Here is an 18,551-nt window from a genome sequence, read left to right on the forward strand (position 1 = left end):
CCCCTCTATCATGGTTTGAGAAGCGGGGGAAAAACTATTGTTTTCTACGCAGTCGAATTAACCCCTTGGATTCAAGCGAGTTGAGTGCTTCAAATACGAGTTTCCTTGATACTCCATACTTGTGTTCAAAAGTCTTCAAGTCTAATACTCCATTGTTTACTCTTAGTTCTTGGAGTATCCACTCTTCTATTATGTGTAATGGTATGTTTTTCTCGACTAGTGCAGCAGTATTTTCTTCTCTACTCTCTATTCTAGTTGGTTGACTCGGTTTTGACGTAGTTGCAATTTCTTTCTGTGCTTCTGGAATAGCTGGACTTGGAGAGCTGGGTGTTTGAATAGTCTTTTTCTCTTTGATCACGCTAGTAGGGGTTTCTCTCGCAACTGGTATTTCTCTTTGTCTACTAGTGTTCTCTGTATACCCATTTAGAATACCTGGATTCTCCCTGGCTACCTGTGTGTTTTCAGGTATTTTTGGCTGAATACCTAAAATAGAAGTAGATGATGATGCAGTCATTAAACTAGATACTTTCTGCTGTAACTGCCACATAGCCTCCATGAGGTTTGGATTGATCTGCTGTATTAATGGCTCTACGGATTGGAGTTCTTGTACTATTAGTGGTAGTTGGGTTAATGGTTCTTTCACGTATAGTAGTGTTTCAAGTCTGTATTTTACAGCTGAGAGTTGTTTTATTGCTCTGTCAATTATATTCATATATCCTCCAATGTTGTTTATTTCTTCATTGATAATTCTAGCCATGTCTTGGTCGTCACTATAGAAGTTTAAATTTTTCTTGTGATTTTCAACTACGGTTTCAAGGTTTTTCTTTGAACTCTCAAGATTTTTTATCATTCTATCAATTATGTAAATAGATTGAGAAATCTCTTTTTTCGAAGGATCCTTTCTAAACAATCCACTAAACCAGCCTAATCCAGTGCTAGATGCTGTTGTAGGCATCATACCCCCTTTTACATCACTCCAGTAATTTTATCGCGGTGGAAAACGCTTTTAAGGCGGGGATGTGGTATTACCGTGATCTCTACGGAGTATTCAATATATTTAAAACGAGTCAATTAATAAAACAAGGGGTTGTAAAATGCTACTACGTGGTATTAGAGTACTAGATTTAAGTCACACTCTAGCAGGCCCTATAGCAACAATGATTCTAGCGGATCTAGGGGCAGAAGTAGTTAAAGTAGAAGCACCACATGGCGATGAAACAAGGTCTTGGGCTCCTTTTGTTAATGGGGAAAGTGCTTACTACATGTCTATTAATAGAGGCAAGAAAAGTATTGTTGTAAACTTAAAGAGCGAGAAGGGTAGAGAGATAATATACAAGTTGGCAGTTAGATCACACATAGTCATAGAAAACTTCAAGCCCGGAACACCCGAGAAGCTAGGAGTAGACTATGAAAGCCTAGTAAAAGTAAACCCTGAGATCATATATGTTAGTATAAAGGGCTTTAGACAGGGAAGTATCTACGAGGATAAAACAGCATACGATATAATAATCCAGGCAATGTCTGGATTAATGCTTTCAACTGGTAGTGAAAACGATCCCCCTGTTAGAGTTAGTTTTGCATTATTCGACGTTATGACTGGAATGCTCTCAGTAATCTATGCATTGTCAGCACTATACTCTGGTGTAAAACCAGTAAAAATAGAAGTACCAATGTACGATGCAGCAATATTCTCAATGTGTTATGTTCCACTAATGTATCTAGCAACAGGTAGAAAACCAAAGAGAATGGGTCATGCACATCCATCAATGGTTCCATACCAGGCGTTCATGGACTTTGAGGGCAAGTGGTTTATTGTAGCAGCTGCAAACGACAGATTGTGGAGGTCTCTCTGCGAGGCATTAAATAGAATGGATCTATGTGAAAACCCATTATTCAAAACCAATGCTGATAGAGTAGCAAATAGAGAGCAACTAGTAAAAATACTACAAGAAATCTTCTCGACCAATAAGAGAGAATACTGGATTAAACTACTCGAAGAACACGGTGTACCAGTTGCACCTGTATACGAAATAGACGAAGTATTCAAAGACCCATATGTTGCATCAAGCGACATTGTATTTGAACAACCACACCCCAAACTAGGAAAAATACCCCAGTTAAACCAACCTGGATTAATAAATGGAGCGAGATACCACAGCGATAAACACCCACCACTACTAGGAGAACACACAGTAGAAGTACTAAGAGAACTAGGATACAACGAAGAAGAAATAAAGAAGTTAAGAGAAGAAGGAGTAGTATACTATCCATGAGGGAAGATAAATGATTGGTAAAATAGTTGTTGGTTCAAAAGGTGTTGTATCAGACCATCAATTAGCTACTCAAATAGGTTTGAAAATACTAGAGAAGGGAGGAAACGCTTTTGATGCTGCTATAGCTGTCAGCGCTGTATTATCAGTTGTACAGCCACACATGAGCGGCCCGGGCGGCGATGGATTTCTACTTGGATTTCTAGATGGAGAAGTAGTAGCATATGCTTCTTCTGGTAGATCTCCAAGTGGATTCAACCCTGATGAATTCATCGAGAAAAACCCGCTCCGAGGCCCGCTGACAGTTACTATACCAGGACTAGTTGCATTGTGGAGTGCAATATATGATGAATACGGGTCTATGCCCCTCGAGGAATTATTAAACCCTGCAATTAAACTCGCATATAATGGATTCCACGTTGGAGTTTCACTAGCAGAAGCAAGTAGAAGCCTAGAGAAAGAACTAGGTGGATACAAGTGGTCTAAGTACTTCAAGGGGTTAACACTAGGAGCTATCTATAAAAACAAAGAAATGGCTAGAACTCTCCGACTAATTGCTACAAGGGGCTTTGAAGAATTCTACTATGGTGGTCTAGCAGAGGAAATTGTAAGAGAACTACAAGATCAAGGAGTAAACGTTGGATTAGACGACTTCATGGAGCACGAAGTTTACAAGATAATACCATTAAAGTATGAAGTAGCCGGTAAAGTACTATACGAGCTACCACCAAATACTCAGGGTGTATCAACACTTCAATTAATTAGTGCACTATATGAGTTAAACCTTGACAAACTAGACTACAATAGCCCCGAGAGAATACTAGAGTGGAGTAAACCAGTAAGCGATGTATACTACTTCAGAGACCTCTATCTCGGAGACCCAGACTACATGGAGATAGACCCACAGAGCTATATTGAATACAGTAAAGTAGTTGGTTTACTAAAAGAGAAAAAAGTATACACGGGTAAACCCGGTGGAGATACAACATTCTTTATTGTATCAGATGGAGAAGCAATAATAGGATTTATACAAAGCCTCTTCCACGCCTTTGGATCAGGCCTAGTAGCCGGTGGATTCCCAGTTCAAAATAGAGCGATTGGATTCGCAAGAGAGAAGGGATTACCAAATAGCCCAGCACCAAGAAAACTACCACTACATACACTCTCAATACTAGGTGTAGATACTGGCAGAGAGAAGTATATTATTGGATGTGTAGGAGGAGATATGAGGCCCCAACTACACCTCAGAGTATATGAAAACATATTTGTATACAATATGAGGTTGGATAGAGCGGTAGCAACACCTAGATTTATCTATACAACACCCTATGGTGTACAAGAAGTACTAGTAGAAGAACCATTAAACACACCACCATCAACCAGTAACATACAAGTTAAACAAGTCAAATACGGAGAGCTAAGAGGACACGTACACATTGGAAAACTAAGCGAGCAAGGATTAATACTAGCCGGCAATCCAAGGAGCGAGGGAATACCACTAGCACTATAACAGGGATGTAAATGCATGAATTACTAGTACTACTCTTTTTTTCCTACCCACTAATCCTCTCAATAATAGCTCTTTTAATTTTTCTAAGAGAGAAGAAGAGAAAAACCATGAACATGAACCGGTATTACCATAGCAGTAAGTAGAATCAAAACAAGGGCCTCTGAAGAATATAGCGTGGAATATAAAGACTGTATATTGAGGGATTCTTGAATTGTGCTTTAAGAACGTAATGAATTATTTCTCATAGAGTTGTTTCTCGCTGTATACCAGTGTAGTATACTTCTCCAGACCACGTAGTTCTCTTTGCAAGGCCTTTGGATAGTAGGTTGTCTAGTGCTATTACTCCTAGTTCGCTATATAATTCTCTGATTTCACTGTATTTCAGTGGTATTCTAAGTATTTGATTATATAGTGTTCTCGCCGTGTTCTTCCATTTGTAGAGTGATGGTTTGCTAAACCCGTCAATTATTGTTTTAAATCCTTCTCTTGTGAGGTATTCGCTTGATTTCTCGACTAGTTTTAATGGTGGTGGCTTTATATCGCTGTGGTTTACAGGTCTATCAACGGGTTTTAGAATAACGTGTTTTACACCTAGTTTCTTCAAGTAGATGACTACTTCGTCTAGGTGGCTTGGACTAGGGTATTGTTCATTGTTTAATCTAAACAAGTATAGTTCAATTAATAATTTGTTTGTTTTGTCGTGGAATAACTCTCTAAGTGTGTTAATATAGTTTGAAAACCCGGTTTCACGGGGCCATCCAAACAGGTATTTTTCGCTTTCATACCATATAAAGGGTACGAGGAATCCTTCAACCTGATTTATTAACAATGAGTACTCAACGCATTTACTAGTTTGCTCAGTGTTTTCTTGTTTACTACATGTTTTAACTAGTGGTATTAAACTAGAATGTATATACGTCTTGCTTTGAAAACCTTGTTTTCTAAGAAGTATTTTTACATGTAGTAGTAGTTCATCGAGGTTTCTCGTTAATAATGGTTCTCCATAACCCCAAATTAAAACACCATCTATATACGTGGATTCTGGAATAGATGATAACAAGTCTTCATAGACGTCATTAACTAGTATTTCTATTCCACTTTGATACATAGAAGTTTTTGGTTTGGGTAGAGGGCATACTATACAGTTTAATGGACACTTCCTCGGTGGTAGTAGAGGGTCTAATAGTATGAGGTTGCCTAGTGCTCTACCAGGGTAGACTCCGTAGAAGTAACTTAATTTATAATCCATGTTTTTCAACCTCTAGTAGAGCTAGAAAGAATCCTTGGCCCTTGATTCTATGTGGATATATTCTACGAGTGTAATTAGAAGATGTATAGCCTTGATAACCCCTATCTATGAAGTCATTAATGGGGATTTCACCGAATTTTACACGGAGGCCTAGTCTTCTAACTACATAGTCTACTACTTCTTCTCCTTCAAGCGGGTGAATACTACACGTCATATAATATATCTTTCTCCCATTTCTCAAGGCGTTTACTAGAATTCTCTTTTGTAGAATACTCAGTTTTTGAATTTTCTTCTTTGTAATGTATAGTTTAACTGTTGGATCGCCGTAAATAGCACCAGTATTACTGCAAGGAGCGTCAACGAGAATAAACGAGTTGGGTAGATTTAACTGTAGAAACGCTGAATCAGCATTTACATAGATAACATTGTAGTCCCTACTAGTAAACTTTGAAACCAGCTTTCTAGTAGTAGTGAGCCGATCAAAATCTATGTCTACCGAAACTAATCTACGTGGATTTAACTGTGAGTAAACCTGTATTAATTTAACACCTGGCGCACTACATGCATCTACAAAGTCTTCTATTTGACTAGTAACTAGTGAAATAGCAGTATAGGAAGTAATGTCTTGTGGTATAACATAGCCCTTTGAAATACATTCATTAACACCTATTTTTACAAATGGATCCTCTACTAGCAAAACGTCTTCGTAGTACTCGTGTCTTTTTACTCTAATACTTGTTTTCTCGAGGCATTCAACAGCGTCTTCTATAGTTGTTTTCAATGTATTTACACGAAGCCACCTCTTTTTCTCATTGAGAGACTTCAGCATGCTTTCTAACTCGTTGCTTGGTAGTTTTCCATATAAATCTCTTATAAACCATGATGGATAGCCATATAGTATTGACAGTTTTAGTATTGGTGACAGTGAGTGAGAGAGCTCGCGTGCTTCATCTAGTATTCTATCTAAGTCGAAAGCTCTTGAAAACAAGTATTCTACTATTCCAGAAACACTGTGACCAAATCCATTATAGCTAGATAGAAATCTAATTGTGTGGTAGTAGACTACTAGTTTATAGAAGAGTTTATAGTATAGTGATGCCTCGCGTGGAGTCAACTTATATCTTCTAACTATGTCACTAAATACTTTGTCGTAACTATGTTTTTTATTCAATAGTGTATTGAAGAGGATTGTTGTATAGAATTTTGCTTTATCAGGGTTTATAGACAAAATATATACCTTTACCTAGAGTGGTGCTGGAACAACTTTTACACTTCTACCACTTGTTTTATGAGTGAAGAATGGTAGTCCTGGATTTCTCATTTCTCTAAGTGTATAGAGATCTCTCGCAAAGAGTAGTCTTATATCGTCTACTCCGAGTACAACCATAGCAAGTCTATCTACTCCAATACCCCAAGCAGCCGCGTTATAGCCTTTTGCACCAAGTATCTCCATTACTTCTGGTCTAAACATACCACCAGGAAATACCTCGATCCAGCCGAGTTTCGGGTGTTTTACATATCCCTCAACACTTGGCTCGGTGAATGGGAAGTAGCCGGGTTTAAACCATACTTCTTTAATGCCGAGAGCTGCTGCTAACTCCTTGAAGAAGTATAAGAGGTGTTTGAAATTCACGTTTTTACCAACTATTACGCCGTCTAATTGATGGAATTCCATGCTGTGTTTGGCATCTAGGTTTTCAGGCCTGAAATTCCTGTCTATTGTAAACACTCTATATTCTCCAGGCCCTCTTTCATAAATAGCTCTCGCTGTAACAGCTGTTGTCTGGCTTCTAAGCACCAGTTTCATTGCTCTCTCTGGACTCCACTTGTAGCCCCATCCTGCTTCGTGTATTACTCTAGCACGCTCTATAATGTCGCTTGGTGGTGTAGCCTTTCTCTGGGTTTTCACGAAGAATGTATCGTGTATTTCTCTAGCTGGATGGTCTTGAGCCTGAAACAGCGCGTCGAAATTCCATAGTTCTGCTTCAACATGTGGTCCTTTGACTTCTTCAAACCCCATACTAACCATTATTTCTCTCAATTCCTCAATAAACTGCATAAATGGGTGTTTCTTGGATATTGGTGGTGATGGTGGTTCTATTGATAAATCAAACTCTTTTACCAGGTACTTATCTAGTTCAACAGCGTATTCTGGTTTGACAACTGTTATCAATGTTTTCTCTTTAATTAAACCAATACTCCAGAGTTGTTCGAGCAGACTGGTTTTTCTAAGTGTAATTATTGTCTTCTCTCTTGTTTCTACGAGTTTGCGTCGTTTTAAAGTGTTTAATAATTCCTCGCTTACAGAGCCTTCTTCTAGTAGTATTTGAAGTGCTTTTTTCAATTCATTTGTTTGATTAACTACTTCGACACATTTTTCTTGGTTTATAGACTTCAACGTCTTCCGCTCGATTTCAATACATCCTCCTTTAACGAGGTATTGTAGTCCAATTAATACTTCTTCTCTCGGCGCTGTGTTTTTATTGACGAGTTCTTCTACTAAGTCGCTTGTTGATTTACCTATATATTTCTGTATATACTGGTAGACTATTTCCTCTGGAAACCCGTTTTTCAAGTATTGCTTTGCAATTTCTGATGGAGTGTAATATTTAACTGTCTTTCTATCTACTTCTATTAGTTTTTTTGCTTCTAGCTCGGCTAGATCTCTCATTAGATCTTCTTGTTTTACACCTAGTTCTCTTGCTATATCGTGTAATTGATTAACTCCCTTAACAAGCAACTCTAAGATCCTGTATTGTCTTGGTGTAACATATACTGGTTGCTGCAACGAAACACCTGTTTATACACACTACATTGTTATATAGCTACTTAGCTTTTATTGTTAAAGCCGCTTACACTATTAGTTGTAGTTGTATATAGGTAGCTGGAAACAAGTGTTTTAGTGTATTCGTGTCTTGGATTATACAGTACTTCTTCGAGCTTTCCCTCTTCAACTATACATCCATCTTTCAATATTATTACTCTATCAGCTAGGTATTGAGCTACAGCTAGATCATGTGTTACAGTAATCATTGTTGGTTTGAAGTTACTGTATATATTGTTTAGTAGATTCAATATTTGTGCTTGTATAGAGACGTCTAGTGCAGAGGTTGGCTCGTCGAGAACTAGTATTTCGGGGTTTGCTATAATAGCTCTCGCTATTAATACTCTCTGTCTCATTCCACCACTGAGTTCCTCAGGGGTGTCATCTAGTGCGCTCCAAGGAAGTCCTACGAATCTTGCAACTTCTACAACTCTCTTTTCAATTTTCTCTTTGTTTTCACCAATTACTTCGAGTGGCTCTCCAATTATAGTTTTAACTTTTAAAACAGGATTGAGAGATCTGTATGGGTCTTGTGGAACATATCCTATCTTCCTCAATATTTTCTCTCTTTCCTCGTCGGGTATTCTATAGATGTCTCTACCATACAGTAATACACTGCCTTTAATTGGCTTGAGAAGTCCGAGTATTACTTTTAATAGTGTTGTTTTACCAGAACCACTCTCGCCTATTATTGCTAGTCTCTCGCTTTTACCAATACTGAAACTTATATCTCTTAGTACGACATTTACTTGTTTCCAGATTGATAGTGCTCCCTTTACTACTTTATAACCAGCTGTTACTCGCTCTAGTTTAATTACTTCTTCACTCACTTCTAGGCCACCTCGTGGAATCTCCAGCACTTGACAAAGTGGCTTTCATCGTCTCCTACTGGTATCATTGATGGTGTTGTTTTACACTCTACACTGGCGTAGGGACACCTCCCTCTAAAAGAACACCAAGAGATATCTTCGAATATGCGAGTTAGCTCTCCTGGTAGTGGTTTTAGGGGTTTTTCAACTCCTAGTATTGGAACACACTCCATTAGCATTCTAGTATATGGGTGTTTGGGAGATTGGAGTATAATACTTGTTTTACCTATTTCAACTATTTCTCCCGAGTACATTACAGCTGTTCTATTACATATAACACTAGTCATTTTAATATCGTGTGTTACAATAATCAATGTTACTCTATACTCTTTATTTAGTTTACTTAGAAGACCAAGTATACCGGCTCTTAGAGATGCATCTACAGATGATGTTGGCTCGTCTGCAACAATAATTCTAGCATTAGATGCTAGTGCAAGAGCTATTAATACCCTCTGCTTCATTCCACCACTTAGTTCGTGAGGATAGTAGTCTAGTATTTCACTGGTTAATCCAACTTTACTCAGCGACTCAATAGCTATACTTTTAGATTTACTCTTATCGTATTTGTATAGATCTCTCAGTACATAGTAGAAGTGGTCTTCTATTGTTAAAAACGGGTTTAAACTTGTACCTGGGTTTTGAGGTATGTAGTTGACTATACGGCCTCTTACTCCATTATAATTCCTTGAGGAGTCATCAACTACTAGTTTGTCAAATATGTATACTTTACCCTGGGTTACAGCATGCGGTGGGAGAATGCCGGCTATTGCATTTGCAAGTGTTGTTTTGCCAGAACCGCTCTCACCAACAAGGCAAAATGATTCTCCCTCCTGGATTTCCAAGTCTACTCCTCTAACAGCCCACTGTATTTTTTCTTCTTCTTCGTCGAGGTAGCCAATTCTCAAATTCACTGTTTTTACTGCTAGAACCATAGTCTCCACCTTCTTCTCAACCTTGGATCTAGGTCTTCTCGTAGAGGATCAGCTATTAGAGTAAACCCTAGTGTTGTAATCAATATAAATAAACCGGGAAATACAACTAGCCATGGAGCACGTATAAATGCTTCAAGACTGAGACTTGTAATACCCTCGTAGAGTATAACGCCCCAGTCTGGGTGTCCTGGTGGTAGTCCAAGCCCCATGAAGTTTATAGCAGATGCTTCGAGAAGCGCGCTTCCCAGGTCTGATATCGCCTGGACTGTAATGGGCTGGATAATATTTCTCAATACGTGTCTTTCAATGATTTTCAAATCACTTAAACCAGATAATTTTGCGAGGACAACATAATCCATTTCTACAATGCTTTTAGCGTATACATATGTTATTCTTGCATACCACGCCCACCACGTTGTAACTAGTGAAATAATAACTACGTGGAGTCCCGGCCCCGTACTCAATCTTAAAAACAAAGCTATTACTATAGCTGGTATAGCCATAAAGAGCTCTATTAAATAATTCAATACTAGTTCAACAACGCCTTTAAAATAAGCTGCTGAAATACCCGCGAAGAGTCCAATTAATAGACTCAAAAAGATCACTGTAAATGCTTGAATTATAGCTGTTGAAGCACCAATAGCTATTCTAGAAAACAAATCTCTACCAAGCACATCTGTACCAAATAAATGGTTTAATGAAGGTGGTTGGAGTTTTCTACTCTCGATTTCCAAGGGTACATATCCATATCCTTCACGAGGATATGGAGCAATCCACGGTGAAAACAATGCGAGAAATAATATAAATGATGTAATTACTACGCCAATTATAAAACGAGTCTTTTTGAGGTTTCTCTGTATTAATCGTGTCAACTCCACTTTACAATTTCACCCTTGGATCAATTATTGCCTGTATTATATCTACAAGTGTATTTACAATAATGTAGAATATTGTCAAGTAGATTACAAGAGCCAAGGCAACTCTAAAATCTGCTTTATGCAGTGCATCTAGAAGTATACTTCCAAGCCCTGGTCTACCGAATACAAGGCTTTCAACAACCATGGCATCAACCATGCTGTAGACAAAGGCTAATCCAGATGTCTGTATTATTGGAGGTATAATACTCCTAAATACAAAGTGTTTGAGTATAGTTGTTCTACTAACACCCCACGCTACACCAGCCTTTACATAGTCTTCAAGTAGTGCTTCTGCTATTAAAGTACGAGTAACTCTTGTAATAACTCCAAGTGGATAGACAGATATTGCTAGTGCTGGTGGAATAAGCCTGGTTAATACATCGAGGAAAACCGGTATATTCCCCTGTATCAACGAGTCCAATAAGTAAAATCCCGTGATACTCTGAAAACCAGTTGTTATTTCTACTTTACTTGAAACACGCCCATACGGGAGAAAACCCGTAGTAGAATATATTACGAGTACAATTATAGTTGCAAGCCAAAATGTTGGAGTACTAGCTAATACAACACTAAATGATTGAATAAACCCGTCAATACTACTTCCTCTACGAAGAGCCGAGTACAATCCCAACAATATTCCCATGGGGACAGCAAGTATGTATGTAAACAAGAGGAGTTCAAGTGTAGATGTAAACCCGGAGTATACAACTTGTGTAACAGGTATTTTATATGCAATACTCAATCCAAGATTTCCAGTGAAGACATTGTATATAAATCTAGCTATTTGAATATATATCGGTTGATCCAACCCCAACTCGCGTCTAGCAAGTTCTACTGCTTCATGTGCTTTAGGTCCACGTGGATTGCCGGCCCATTTTACAGCTGGATCACCAGGAGTAATTATGAGTAGTGTATATGTAAAAACAATTACTCCAACAACTATGAGAATAGACAAAAAAGTTCTTTTTAATACATAGTTAAGGCTTATTGGCAATTCTACGACCCTACCTCAACTAGTTCAAATCTAATTACAAATGTATATAGTGGATTTAAAGCGTCTTCAGGTACGTATATTCTACTAGAGTATATGTATGGACGTATTTCATCCCATAAGCCAATAGCTACAACTTCATTATAGAGTATTAATTGTGCTTCTCTATACATCTCCAGTGATTTTTCAAAGTTTACTCCCTCTGTCAACCAGGCCTCTTCTATTAACTCGTCGAATTCCGAGTTTTCATAACCCGCGAAATTCCACTCTTTTGACTCACTGTGGAACATAGTGTATAGGAAGTCAAATGGTGATGGTATTGTAGGCCACCAGTCAGCTATTATGAGGTGTGGTGTTTCCTCTGGGTTTTCCCATACTCCTTTAGCTATGTCTTTTAAGCGGGCCCAGTCTTGTGGATTTAACTCTACTTCTATACCTAATTGTGCCATAATGGTTTTGAATATTGTTGCAAACGCTCTTGTTTCTTCATAGTCTACCTGGTATAGTAGTTCTATTTTGATAGGTGTAGACACGCCGGATTTTGCAAGTACTTCTCGTGCTTTATCTAGATTGTACTCGTATGTTAATCCCTCTACGTGTCCCGGGAAACCATATGGTACAACACCACTAGCTACTCTACCTAGGCCTAGGAGGGCTTCTGAAACAACTCTATTTAAGTCTATCGCGTGTGCAATTGCTAGTCTAAACTCTGTTATATTGGTTGGATATCTCTTAGTGTTAAAGAACAATACGAAGTTGTGGTATGTTGATAAATTGATTACTTTATATCCTCTATCAAGTAGTGATTTTATTGTTTCTCGTGGTATGCTACATGCAATATCTACTTCACCGCTTAGTAGTCCATTATATTGTGCTGAGGGATCAACGACAACTTTTATTATTACTACGTCAGGTGCATTATCGTTTTTAATAATACTCCAACCCCACCACTCTTTAAATTTCTCTAATTTGACTTCTTTCTGCGGATCATATGAGAGTAGTTTATAGGGGCCTGTTCCAATAGCGTTTCCATTATTAAACCATTCTTCGAGAGCAGGGTCCATGTAGTCGTTAACGCCTGCTTTTTCCAGTACACTTGGAGAGAAAATATATGCTGAGTAAGACGCGCTCGCCAATAGATCTAATCTCTGGGGGTAAGACAACTTGAATTTAATAGTATATTCATCAATTACTTCAATTTCTTCTACTGCATCCCATATATAACCCAAGCCTCTACCAGTCTCGCGGTAAATATCTCTAGCTCTCTCAACGCTTAGTTTAACGGCTGTTGCATTAAATGGTGTTCCATCGTGGAATACAACGCCTCTTCTAAGGTGGAAAACCCATTCTGTTCCATCTTCATTTGAATACCAGCTTTCTGCTAGTCTTGGTTTTACCTCGCCTGTTTTATAATCGTAGTATGTTAGTGTTTCATATATTGATCCGAGCACTACGAGACCTGTATCATCTTCTATACTGGGATCTATTCCAGTAATTTTATCATTGTATGCATAAACGAGAATTCTTTGAGGTGCTGGTTTCTGGGTTAGATTTGGTAGTAGAGTTACTACTAGGATTAATACTACTACTACAACCCCAATTCCTATTAAGAGGGGAGTCTTAGTCTTCACTTCTATATCCCTACCCTGTCTTTTAATCACTATAAAATCCATGCTTTTAAATAGGATTTCATTAAAAACTTCACTAGTGAAAACCATGTCTTCTCTTTTATTTGTCTGTTTAAAAATCTACATGAGTATTTGTTTCGACCTCAAAATCTAGATTTAAAAACTTGTTTTCAAAGAATAGTTATGGGGATTGATTTGAATAGTGCTAAGAAGACTTATCGAGCTATATTTATTGACACGTCAAAGAAAACTAGTTGGATTGAAGAATACAGCATAGATGAAGTAATGGGCCCTATAGAACTAGGAGTAAAACTACACCTTGAGAGATTTGAATCTTGGAGAAAACCAGTCTACCACCCAGACAATGCACTAGTTCTCGGAGCGGGAATACTAGCTGGTACAAAACTCTATGGTGTACACAGATTTATAGCTGTATTTAGAAGCCCAATGACACATGGTCTCCACGTATCTGCTATGGGTGGAGCAGCATTTCAATTCAATGTAAATGCTGATGCACTAGTATTTATAGGCCAGAGTAGTGAGCCGTTAATTGTAAAAGTATTTGACGAGGGTAGTGGAGAACCAAAAGTAGAATTCTACGAGATTAAACAAGAAAAACTATTCAGTATATGGAGAGAGTATAGAGGACACCGTGGAATATATGCACTACAAGAATACTTGCTAGACGAGTATAGAGACTTCTATACTAAGTATTCAAGTAGGAGTGTACTAGTGGGCCCGGCAGCATACTACTCAAATAATGGTGCACTAGCATCACTAACTATTGTTAAGGATAGAATAGACTATGGAAGCGAAGACTTTGCCGCTAGAGCTGGTGGTGGAAGTGTATTGTTGAAAGCTCATGGCGTAGCAGCTGTTATATATGGTGGAACCTATGATCGCTCAAAGAATCAACCAGCTGAACTACTAGATATCTCGGCTTTAAACAAGTTATACACAGAGTTGATGGGTAAACCATATCCACAAATAGTTATCGAAACGGGTTCTAAGTATAGATATGATTCAAAACTCAATACTGGAGGTACATTTGGCGGTAACTATCCACATCTAGGAGTAACAACACCAATGATACACTGGAATATGATATATGCAAGTAAAGAAGTTAGACAGAAACTACATGGATTAATAATGAAGTACATGTGGGAGAAGTTCAACCAAGAAGCCATAGTAACCAAGAGCTGGAAAACATGTGGAGAACCGTGCCCACTAGCATGTAAGAAAGTTAGAAAAGGAAAATATAAGAGCGACTACGAGCCATACAATGGTCTAGGTCCATTCATTGGAATATTCGACGTACACGACGCTGAGAGAGTAGTAGAAGTAGCCGACGCCTACGGGTTTGACGCAATTGAACTAGGATACATAATAGGCTTTATATTTGAAGCTGTAAGCAGAGACCTCTTAAAGCCAGAAGAAGTAGGTATTAGCGGTACACCCATACTAGACCCCGAAAGGATATCACTAGAAACTTCAGCTTGGAATGCAAAACTAGCCGTTGAACTAGTAGAGAAACTAGCATTTGGTGCAAACCCACTATTAAGACTCGTTGCCGAGAGAGGCGTTAGAGACGCTGCTGAAAATACTCGACATTATGTATGCTGATAGAGTAGCTTCGAAGAAGATTAAATTCAGCGATCTACCAGTCTATGCTGTATTCGGCGAGAATGGACACATATCGCCAAACTACTATTGGACACCTGGCTTAGTAGCACCACTATACGTACTTGGAAAATACTGGACTGTATATAGTGGAGTATTCATGGAGCCAGAGGAATTCGCTGTTAAATCACTAGATAGAGCATTCTACGAGTTAATGATTGAAAACCTGGGTGTGTGTAGATTCCACAGAGGTTGGGCCGAGAAAACAATGCCAGTTATACTCGAGAAGTACTATGGAATACCTGGAGCTCTAGATAGAGCAAAGAAAACCTATATACAGATAGCCAAATACCAGAAACTAGCTGGTGCAACACCGAAAATGTGGGATTCAAAACGCATAGTTGAATTCATGGCTAAAGCAGCTGAAGAATACGGCAACTCCAAGTGGGCTGAGTTATTCAAGAAAGATATGTATGCAGCCGCCGAAGAATGGTGGACTAGATTCTACAGGAAAGTCGAAGAAGTGCTTGGAGTACAATAGTCTTGTTCCCCGTTTCTTTTTAAACCAGTGTATTCAACTCCTCTACGAGCCTTAATAACTCCTTAATTATTATTCACGTTTAGAAACACTGGGGGCATCTATGAGTGAATCATGGCGCTGTGTAGTTGATAAACTACCCGAAGTAGTAGCAAGAGTGTTAGGTATTGATGAATCAGTAGTAGTTGATTTAATCAATACTGGTAGATTAAAGATTGCTCCAACACCCGACCCCAAAATGGGCGATTTTGGAGTGGCAGTCCACCCCTTACTGAAAAACATTGAGAGATCAAAGTGGAGTGAAATAGGTTCTCTACTTGCAACTGAATTATATTCTTCTACACGTGATGAATGCTGGGTTGAAAAAGTAGAATTTGTAAATGGATACTTGAATATAACTATTAACTACCATGGAATACTTAGAAAACTCGTAGAAGACTACTTTACTGGAAAGATATTTAGAGAACTAGAGAGCGTGGGAAACGGCGAGAAAGTAGTAGTTGAACACACTAGCGCCAACCCAGTACACCCACTCCACATTGGTAGCGGTAGAAATAGTGTTATAGGAGATACTTTTGCAAGACTACTCAGTAAACTAGGATTCAATGTAGAAACAAGATTTTACGTCAATGATATGGGTAGACAAGTAGCAACACTAGTATATGGTGCTAAAATAGTTGAATCCAGCGGTATCAGTATACCAGGCAATATCAAACCAGACCACTGGTATGGAGCAATATATGCTCTTACAAACATCCTCATAGAGAAAAACAAACTAGAAAAGAAACTACGAGATAAAATCAATCAAATCATCGAGAAAACAAGTAGTTTATGTAATCCATGCCTTGAAGGCAGACTAGAAGGAATACCTAGAGAACTATGCTTTGAATTCTGTAGTATATCATGGAGGAAAAACTATAGGTTCAATACAAAGAAAATAAGAGATATCTATAGAGAGTTAAAGAAAACTAGTAAAACCACTCAAAACCCCTTAATAACCGAGTTGAAAAACCTGATAGAAGAGTATAAAGCTGAACTCTCAGAATACATAGATTTCGCAAAAGCAGAAACCAGACTTGCAATACAATATCCTGAACTACACTCAGCACTCAAAGCAAGTATTAGAGATTACCGAGAAGCAGAAGAAGAAATAAACAAGTTGATGCAACTAGCTGAGAGTGGAGACTCTGAAACAATAAGCTTGTTTAGAAGAATTATAGAACCCGTATTAAACGGGTTCAAGGAGACACTCAATAGTATAGGAATACACTTTAATGGATTCGACTTTGAATCAAACCCCGAAGTAGTAAAAACAGCACATGAAATAGTAGAAGGGTTGTTGAAAAGAGGTTATGCTAAAACAATTGAAGGCGGTGCTGTAGAAGTAAATCTAGATTATGCAGCCGAGGTAAATGAAAAAGTATTAAAGCTATTCCACCCCGATAGAGCTGGAAGGTTTATAGTACGTAGAAGTGATGGTACAACTCTATATGTTACACGTGATATTGCCTATACACTCTACAAGTTTAGAGAACTAGGTGCGCGGAGAGTATACAATGTAATAGCTATTGAACAAACACGCGAGCAGAAACAATTAAAAGCAGTACTATACCTCTTGGGATACGAGCAGGAAGCAGATAATTTACACCACTTTGCATATGAAATGGTACACTTAAAAGGAATGAGAATGAGTGGTAGGAGAGGAGTTTACTATACAATCGATGAAATGCTCGTCGACGCTAAAACAAATATTTTAAAGAAGCTATTCGAGAAGCAGTCAAGTATAAAAGAAGACTCGATTGAAATAGCTGAAAAACTAGCTGTTTCAAATGTAAGAGCAATACTGGTTTCTGTAGACCCATCTAAAGTACTAGTATTCAACCCGGAGAAAATAGGCGAAGTAGAGTATGGTACAATAATACAATATGCATTTGTACGAGCACAGGGTGTGGTAAGGAATTTATGGGGACTAGAATTCCTCGACAACCCAAGACAAGTCGTTGAAAAAGCACTTGGATTAACTAGTAGAATAGTTGGAACTGAACTCACAATTGAAGAAAAGAAACTAGTAGAAGACATATTCAAATATCCAAGTATACTGAGACAGGCATATAGTGAAATGAGTCCCAACAAGATATTAGAGTATGCTTTAAACCTAGCACTAGACTTCAATAAATTCTACGAAAAATACCCTGTTGTCTCAGAGAAAGATGAAAACAAAAAGTATACGAGAGCAGCTATTACAGTAATGACTTTAATACTCCTCTCGGAGTTAATGGATATACTTGGATTCCCCAAACTCAGGAAGATGTAGATGAATCAACTATTTACAATGAAGCTACGTGGAAAACTAACACTACTAGGGCTTACAATTATAATATGGTTGTCAATAAGCTCTGCTAGTGTATTAGTTAGATTATCAGGTGCTAGTGCTGAAACATGTGCATTTTGGCGCCTTCTGTTTTCTCTCATAATACTTTTTGCTCTATTGAAATTCAAAAACAATCATGGTTATACTAGTGGGTATACAATATACCACTTTATTGCTGGGTTTGCTCTTGCAATGCACTTCTTGGTTTGGATGCATAGTTTATTTCTCATTCCAGTCTATACAAGTACACTACTTGTAACTCTCTACCCTATATACTCTCTAATAATAGAAGTTATTGTTTTCTCTAGAAAGCCTAGAGTAATACAAGTTGCCGGGTTAATACTTGCATCAATACTGCTCGGAGTATACTTGGGTGTTAGTGATATCGGGTTTAATCTAGGTGTAATTGAAGCTCTACTGGGAGGTGTGTTTGCCGCTGTTTACTTTGTAGCAGGATACTATGTAAGGTCTAGGCTCAAGGAACCAACAACTATTTATGCTATAAAAGTCTATTCAATAGCTACATTTATCACTGGAGTTGTAAGTGTAGTTAGTGGAGTAGAGATTATTCCGAAGAGTGTATCTACTATTGTATATCTCGTTCTCCTCGCAGTTATTCCAATGATATTTGGCCATACATTAATGAACTACCTGCTAGGTAAATATCCAGCATCTATAGTGTCTTCTATTAGTTTTGGAGAGCCCTATGGTGCTGGATTACTTGCATATATACTACTGGGCGAGTCAGTTTCAATACAGCAATTAATACTCGGCTCTATTATATTACTCGTAGTGTTTACAACTATTGTTAAATCCAGTGAGTGATTACAAG

At 38.1% G+C, this 18,551-nt stretch carries 15 protein-coding genes; 6 read left to right on the forward strand and 9 right to left on the reverse strand.

Annotated features, from left to right (window positions below):
* Window positions 1-34: 34 nt before the first annotated feature.
* Window positions 35-958: a hypothetical protein gene (locus tag ACZ5YP_RS03260; RefSeq protein ID WP_464835821.1), complete on the reverse strand. Its 924-nt coding sequence runs from the start codon at window positions 956-958 to the stop codon at window positions 35-37.
* Between the two features lie 136 nt (window positions 959-1,094).
* Between ACZ5YP_RS03260 and ACZ5YP_RS03265 the strand changes: the two genes are divergently transcribed.
* Entirely contained in the window at window positions 1,095-2,273 is a 1,179-nt protein-coding gene (locus ACZ5YP_RS03265; protein WP_464835822.1) for a CaiB/BaiF CoA transferase family protein, read from the forward strand.
* A 10-nt stretch (window positions 2,274-2,283) separates the two neighbouring features.
* Window positions 2,284-3,780, forward strand: coding sequence for a gamma-glutamyltransferase family protein (locus ACZ5YP_RS03270; protein WP_464835823.1), 1,497 nt, complete (start codon window positions 2,284-2,286; stop codon window positions 3,778-3,780).
* Window positions 3,781-4,021: 241 nt separating this feature from the next.
* Here ACZ5YP_RS03270 and ACZ5YP_RS03275 read toward each other — a convergent pair whose 3' ends face one another.
* Genes ACZ5YP_RS03275 through ACZ5YP_RS03310 form a run of 8 tightly spaced genes read right to left on the reverse strand, consistent with a single transcriptional unit; the run spans window position 4,022 to window position 13,193 of the window.
* A complete protein-coding gene (locus ACZ5YP_RS03275) occupies window positions 4,022-5,029 on the reverse strand; it encodes a hypothetical protein (protein ID WP_464835824.1) in 1,008 nt (335 codons plus the stop codon).
* Complete coding sequence (locus ACZ5YP_RS03280) at window positions 5,019-6,257, reverse strand: RsmB/NOP family class I SAM-dependent RNA methyltransferase (protein WP_464835825.1); 1,239 nt, start codon at window positions 6,255-6,257, stop codon at window positions 5,019-5,021. The genes ACZ5YP_RS03275 and ACZ5YP_RS03280 overlap by 11 nt, the downstream gene beginning before the upstream one ends.
* A gap of 15 nt (window positions 6,258-6,272) precedes the next feature.
* Window positions 6,273-7,817, reverse strand: coding sequence for a phenylalanine--tRNA ligase subunit alpha (pheS, locus tag ACZ5YP_RS03285; RefSeq protein ID WP_464835826.1), 1,545 nt, complete (start codon window positions 7,815-7,817; stop codon window positions 6,273-6,275).
* A gap of 41 nt (window positions 7,818-7,858) precedes the next feature.
* The gene (locus ACZ5YP_RS03290) at window positions 7,859-8,683 is read right to left on the reverse strand and encodes an ABC transporter ATP-binding protein (protein WP_464835827.1); all 825 of its coding nucleotides are present in this window, start codon (window positions 8,681-8,683) and stop codon (window positions 7,859-7,861) included.
* 2 nt (window positions 8,684-8,685) lie between these two features.
* A complete protein-coding gene (locus ACZ5YP_RS03295; RefSeq protein ID WP_464835828.1) occupies window positions 8,686-9,654 on the reverse strand; it encodes an ABC transporter ATP-binding protein in 969 nt (322 codons plus the stop codon).
* Entirely contained in the window at window positions 9,645-10,532 is an 888-nt protein-coding gene (locus ACZ5YP_RS03300) for an ABC transporter permease (RefSeq protein ID WP_464835829.1), read from the reverse strand. The genes ACZ5YP_RS03295 and ACZ5YP_RS03300 overlap by 10 nt, the downstream gene beginning before the upstream one ends.
* A 1-nt stretch (window position 10,533) precedes the next feature.
* A complete protein-coding gene (locus tag ACZ5YP_RS03305; protein WP_464835830.1) occupies window positions 10,534-11,565 on the reverse strand; it encodes an ABC transporter permease in 1,032 nt (343 codons plus the stop codon).
* A gap of 2 nt (window positions 11,566-11,567) precedes the next feature.
* The gene (locus ACZ5YP_RS03310; RefSeq protein WP_464835831.1) at window positions 11,568-13,193 is read right to left on the reverse strand and encodes an ABC transporter substrate-binding protein; all 1,626 of its coding nucleotides are present in this window, start codon (window positions 13,191-13,193) and stop codon (window positions 11,568-11,570) included.
* 192 nt (window positions 13,194-13,385) lie between these two features.
* On the opposite strand from ACZ5YP_RS03310, the gene ACZ5YP_RS03315 reads away from it, so the two are divergent.
* The 4 genes from ACZ5YP_RS03315 (at window position 13,386) to ACZ5YP_RS03330 (ending at window position 18,544) form a co-directional block, all read left to right on the forward strand.
* Entirely contained in the window at window positions 13,386-14,813 is a 1,428-nt protein-coding gene (locus tag ACZ5YP_RS03315; RefSeq protein WP_464835832.1) for an aldehyde ferredoxin oxidoreductase N-terminal domain-containing protein, read from the forward strand.
* On the forward strand, window positions 14,758-15,351 hold the full coding sequence (locus ACZ5YP_RS03320) for a hypothetical protein (protein ID WP_464835833.1): 594 nt from the start codon (window positions 14,758-14,760) through the stop codon (window positions 15,349-15,351). Before ACZ5YP_RS03315 ends, ACZ5YP_RS03320 begins: the two co-directional genes overlap by 56 nt.
* A gap of 100 nt (window positions 15,352-15,451) precedes the next feature.
* Window positions 15,452-17,662: an arginine--tRNA ligase domain-containing protein gene (gene argS / locus ACZ5YP_RS03325; RefSeq protein WP_464835834.1), complete on the forward strand. Its 2,211-nt coding sequence runs from the start codon at window positions 15,452-15,454 to the stop codon at window positions 17,660-17,662.
* Complete coding sequence (locus tag ACZ5YP_RS03330) at window positions 17,663-18,544, forward strand: DMT family transporter (protein ID WP_464835835.1); 882 nt, start codon at window positions 17,663-17,665, stop codon at window positions 18,542-18,544.
* The last annotated feature ends 7 nt before the right edge of the window (window positions 18,545-18,551 follow it).

The organism is Sulfophobococcus zilligii (assembly GCF_055398255.1).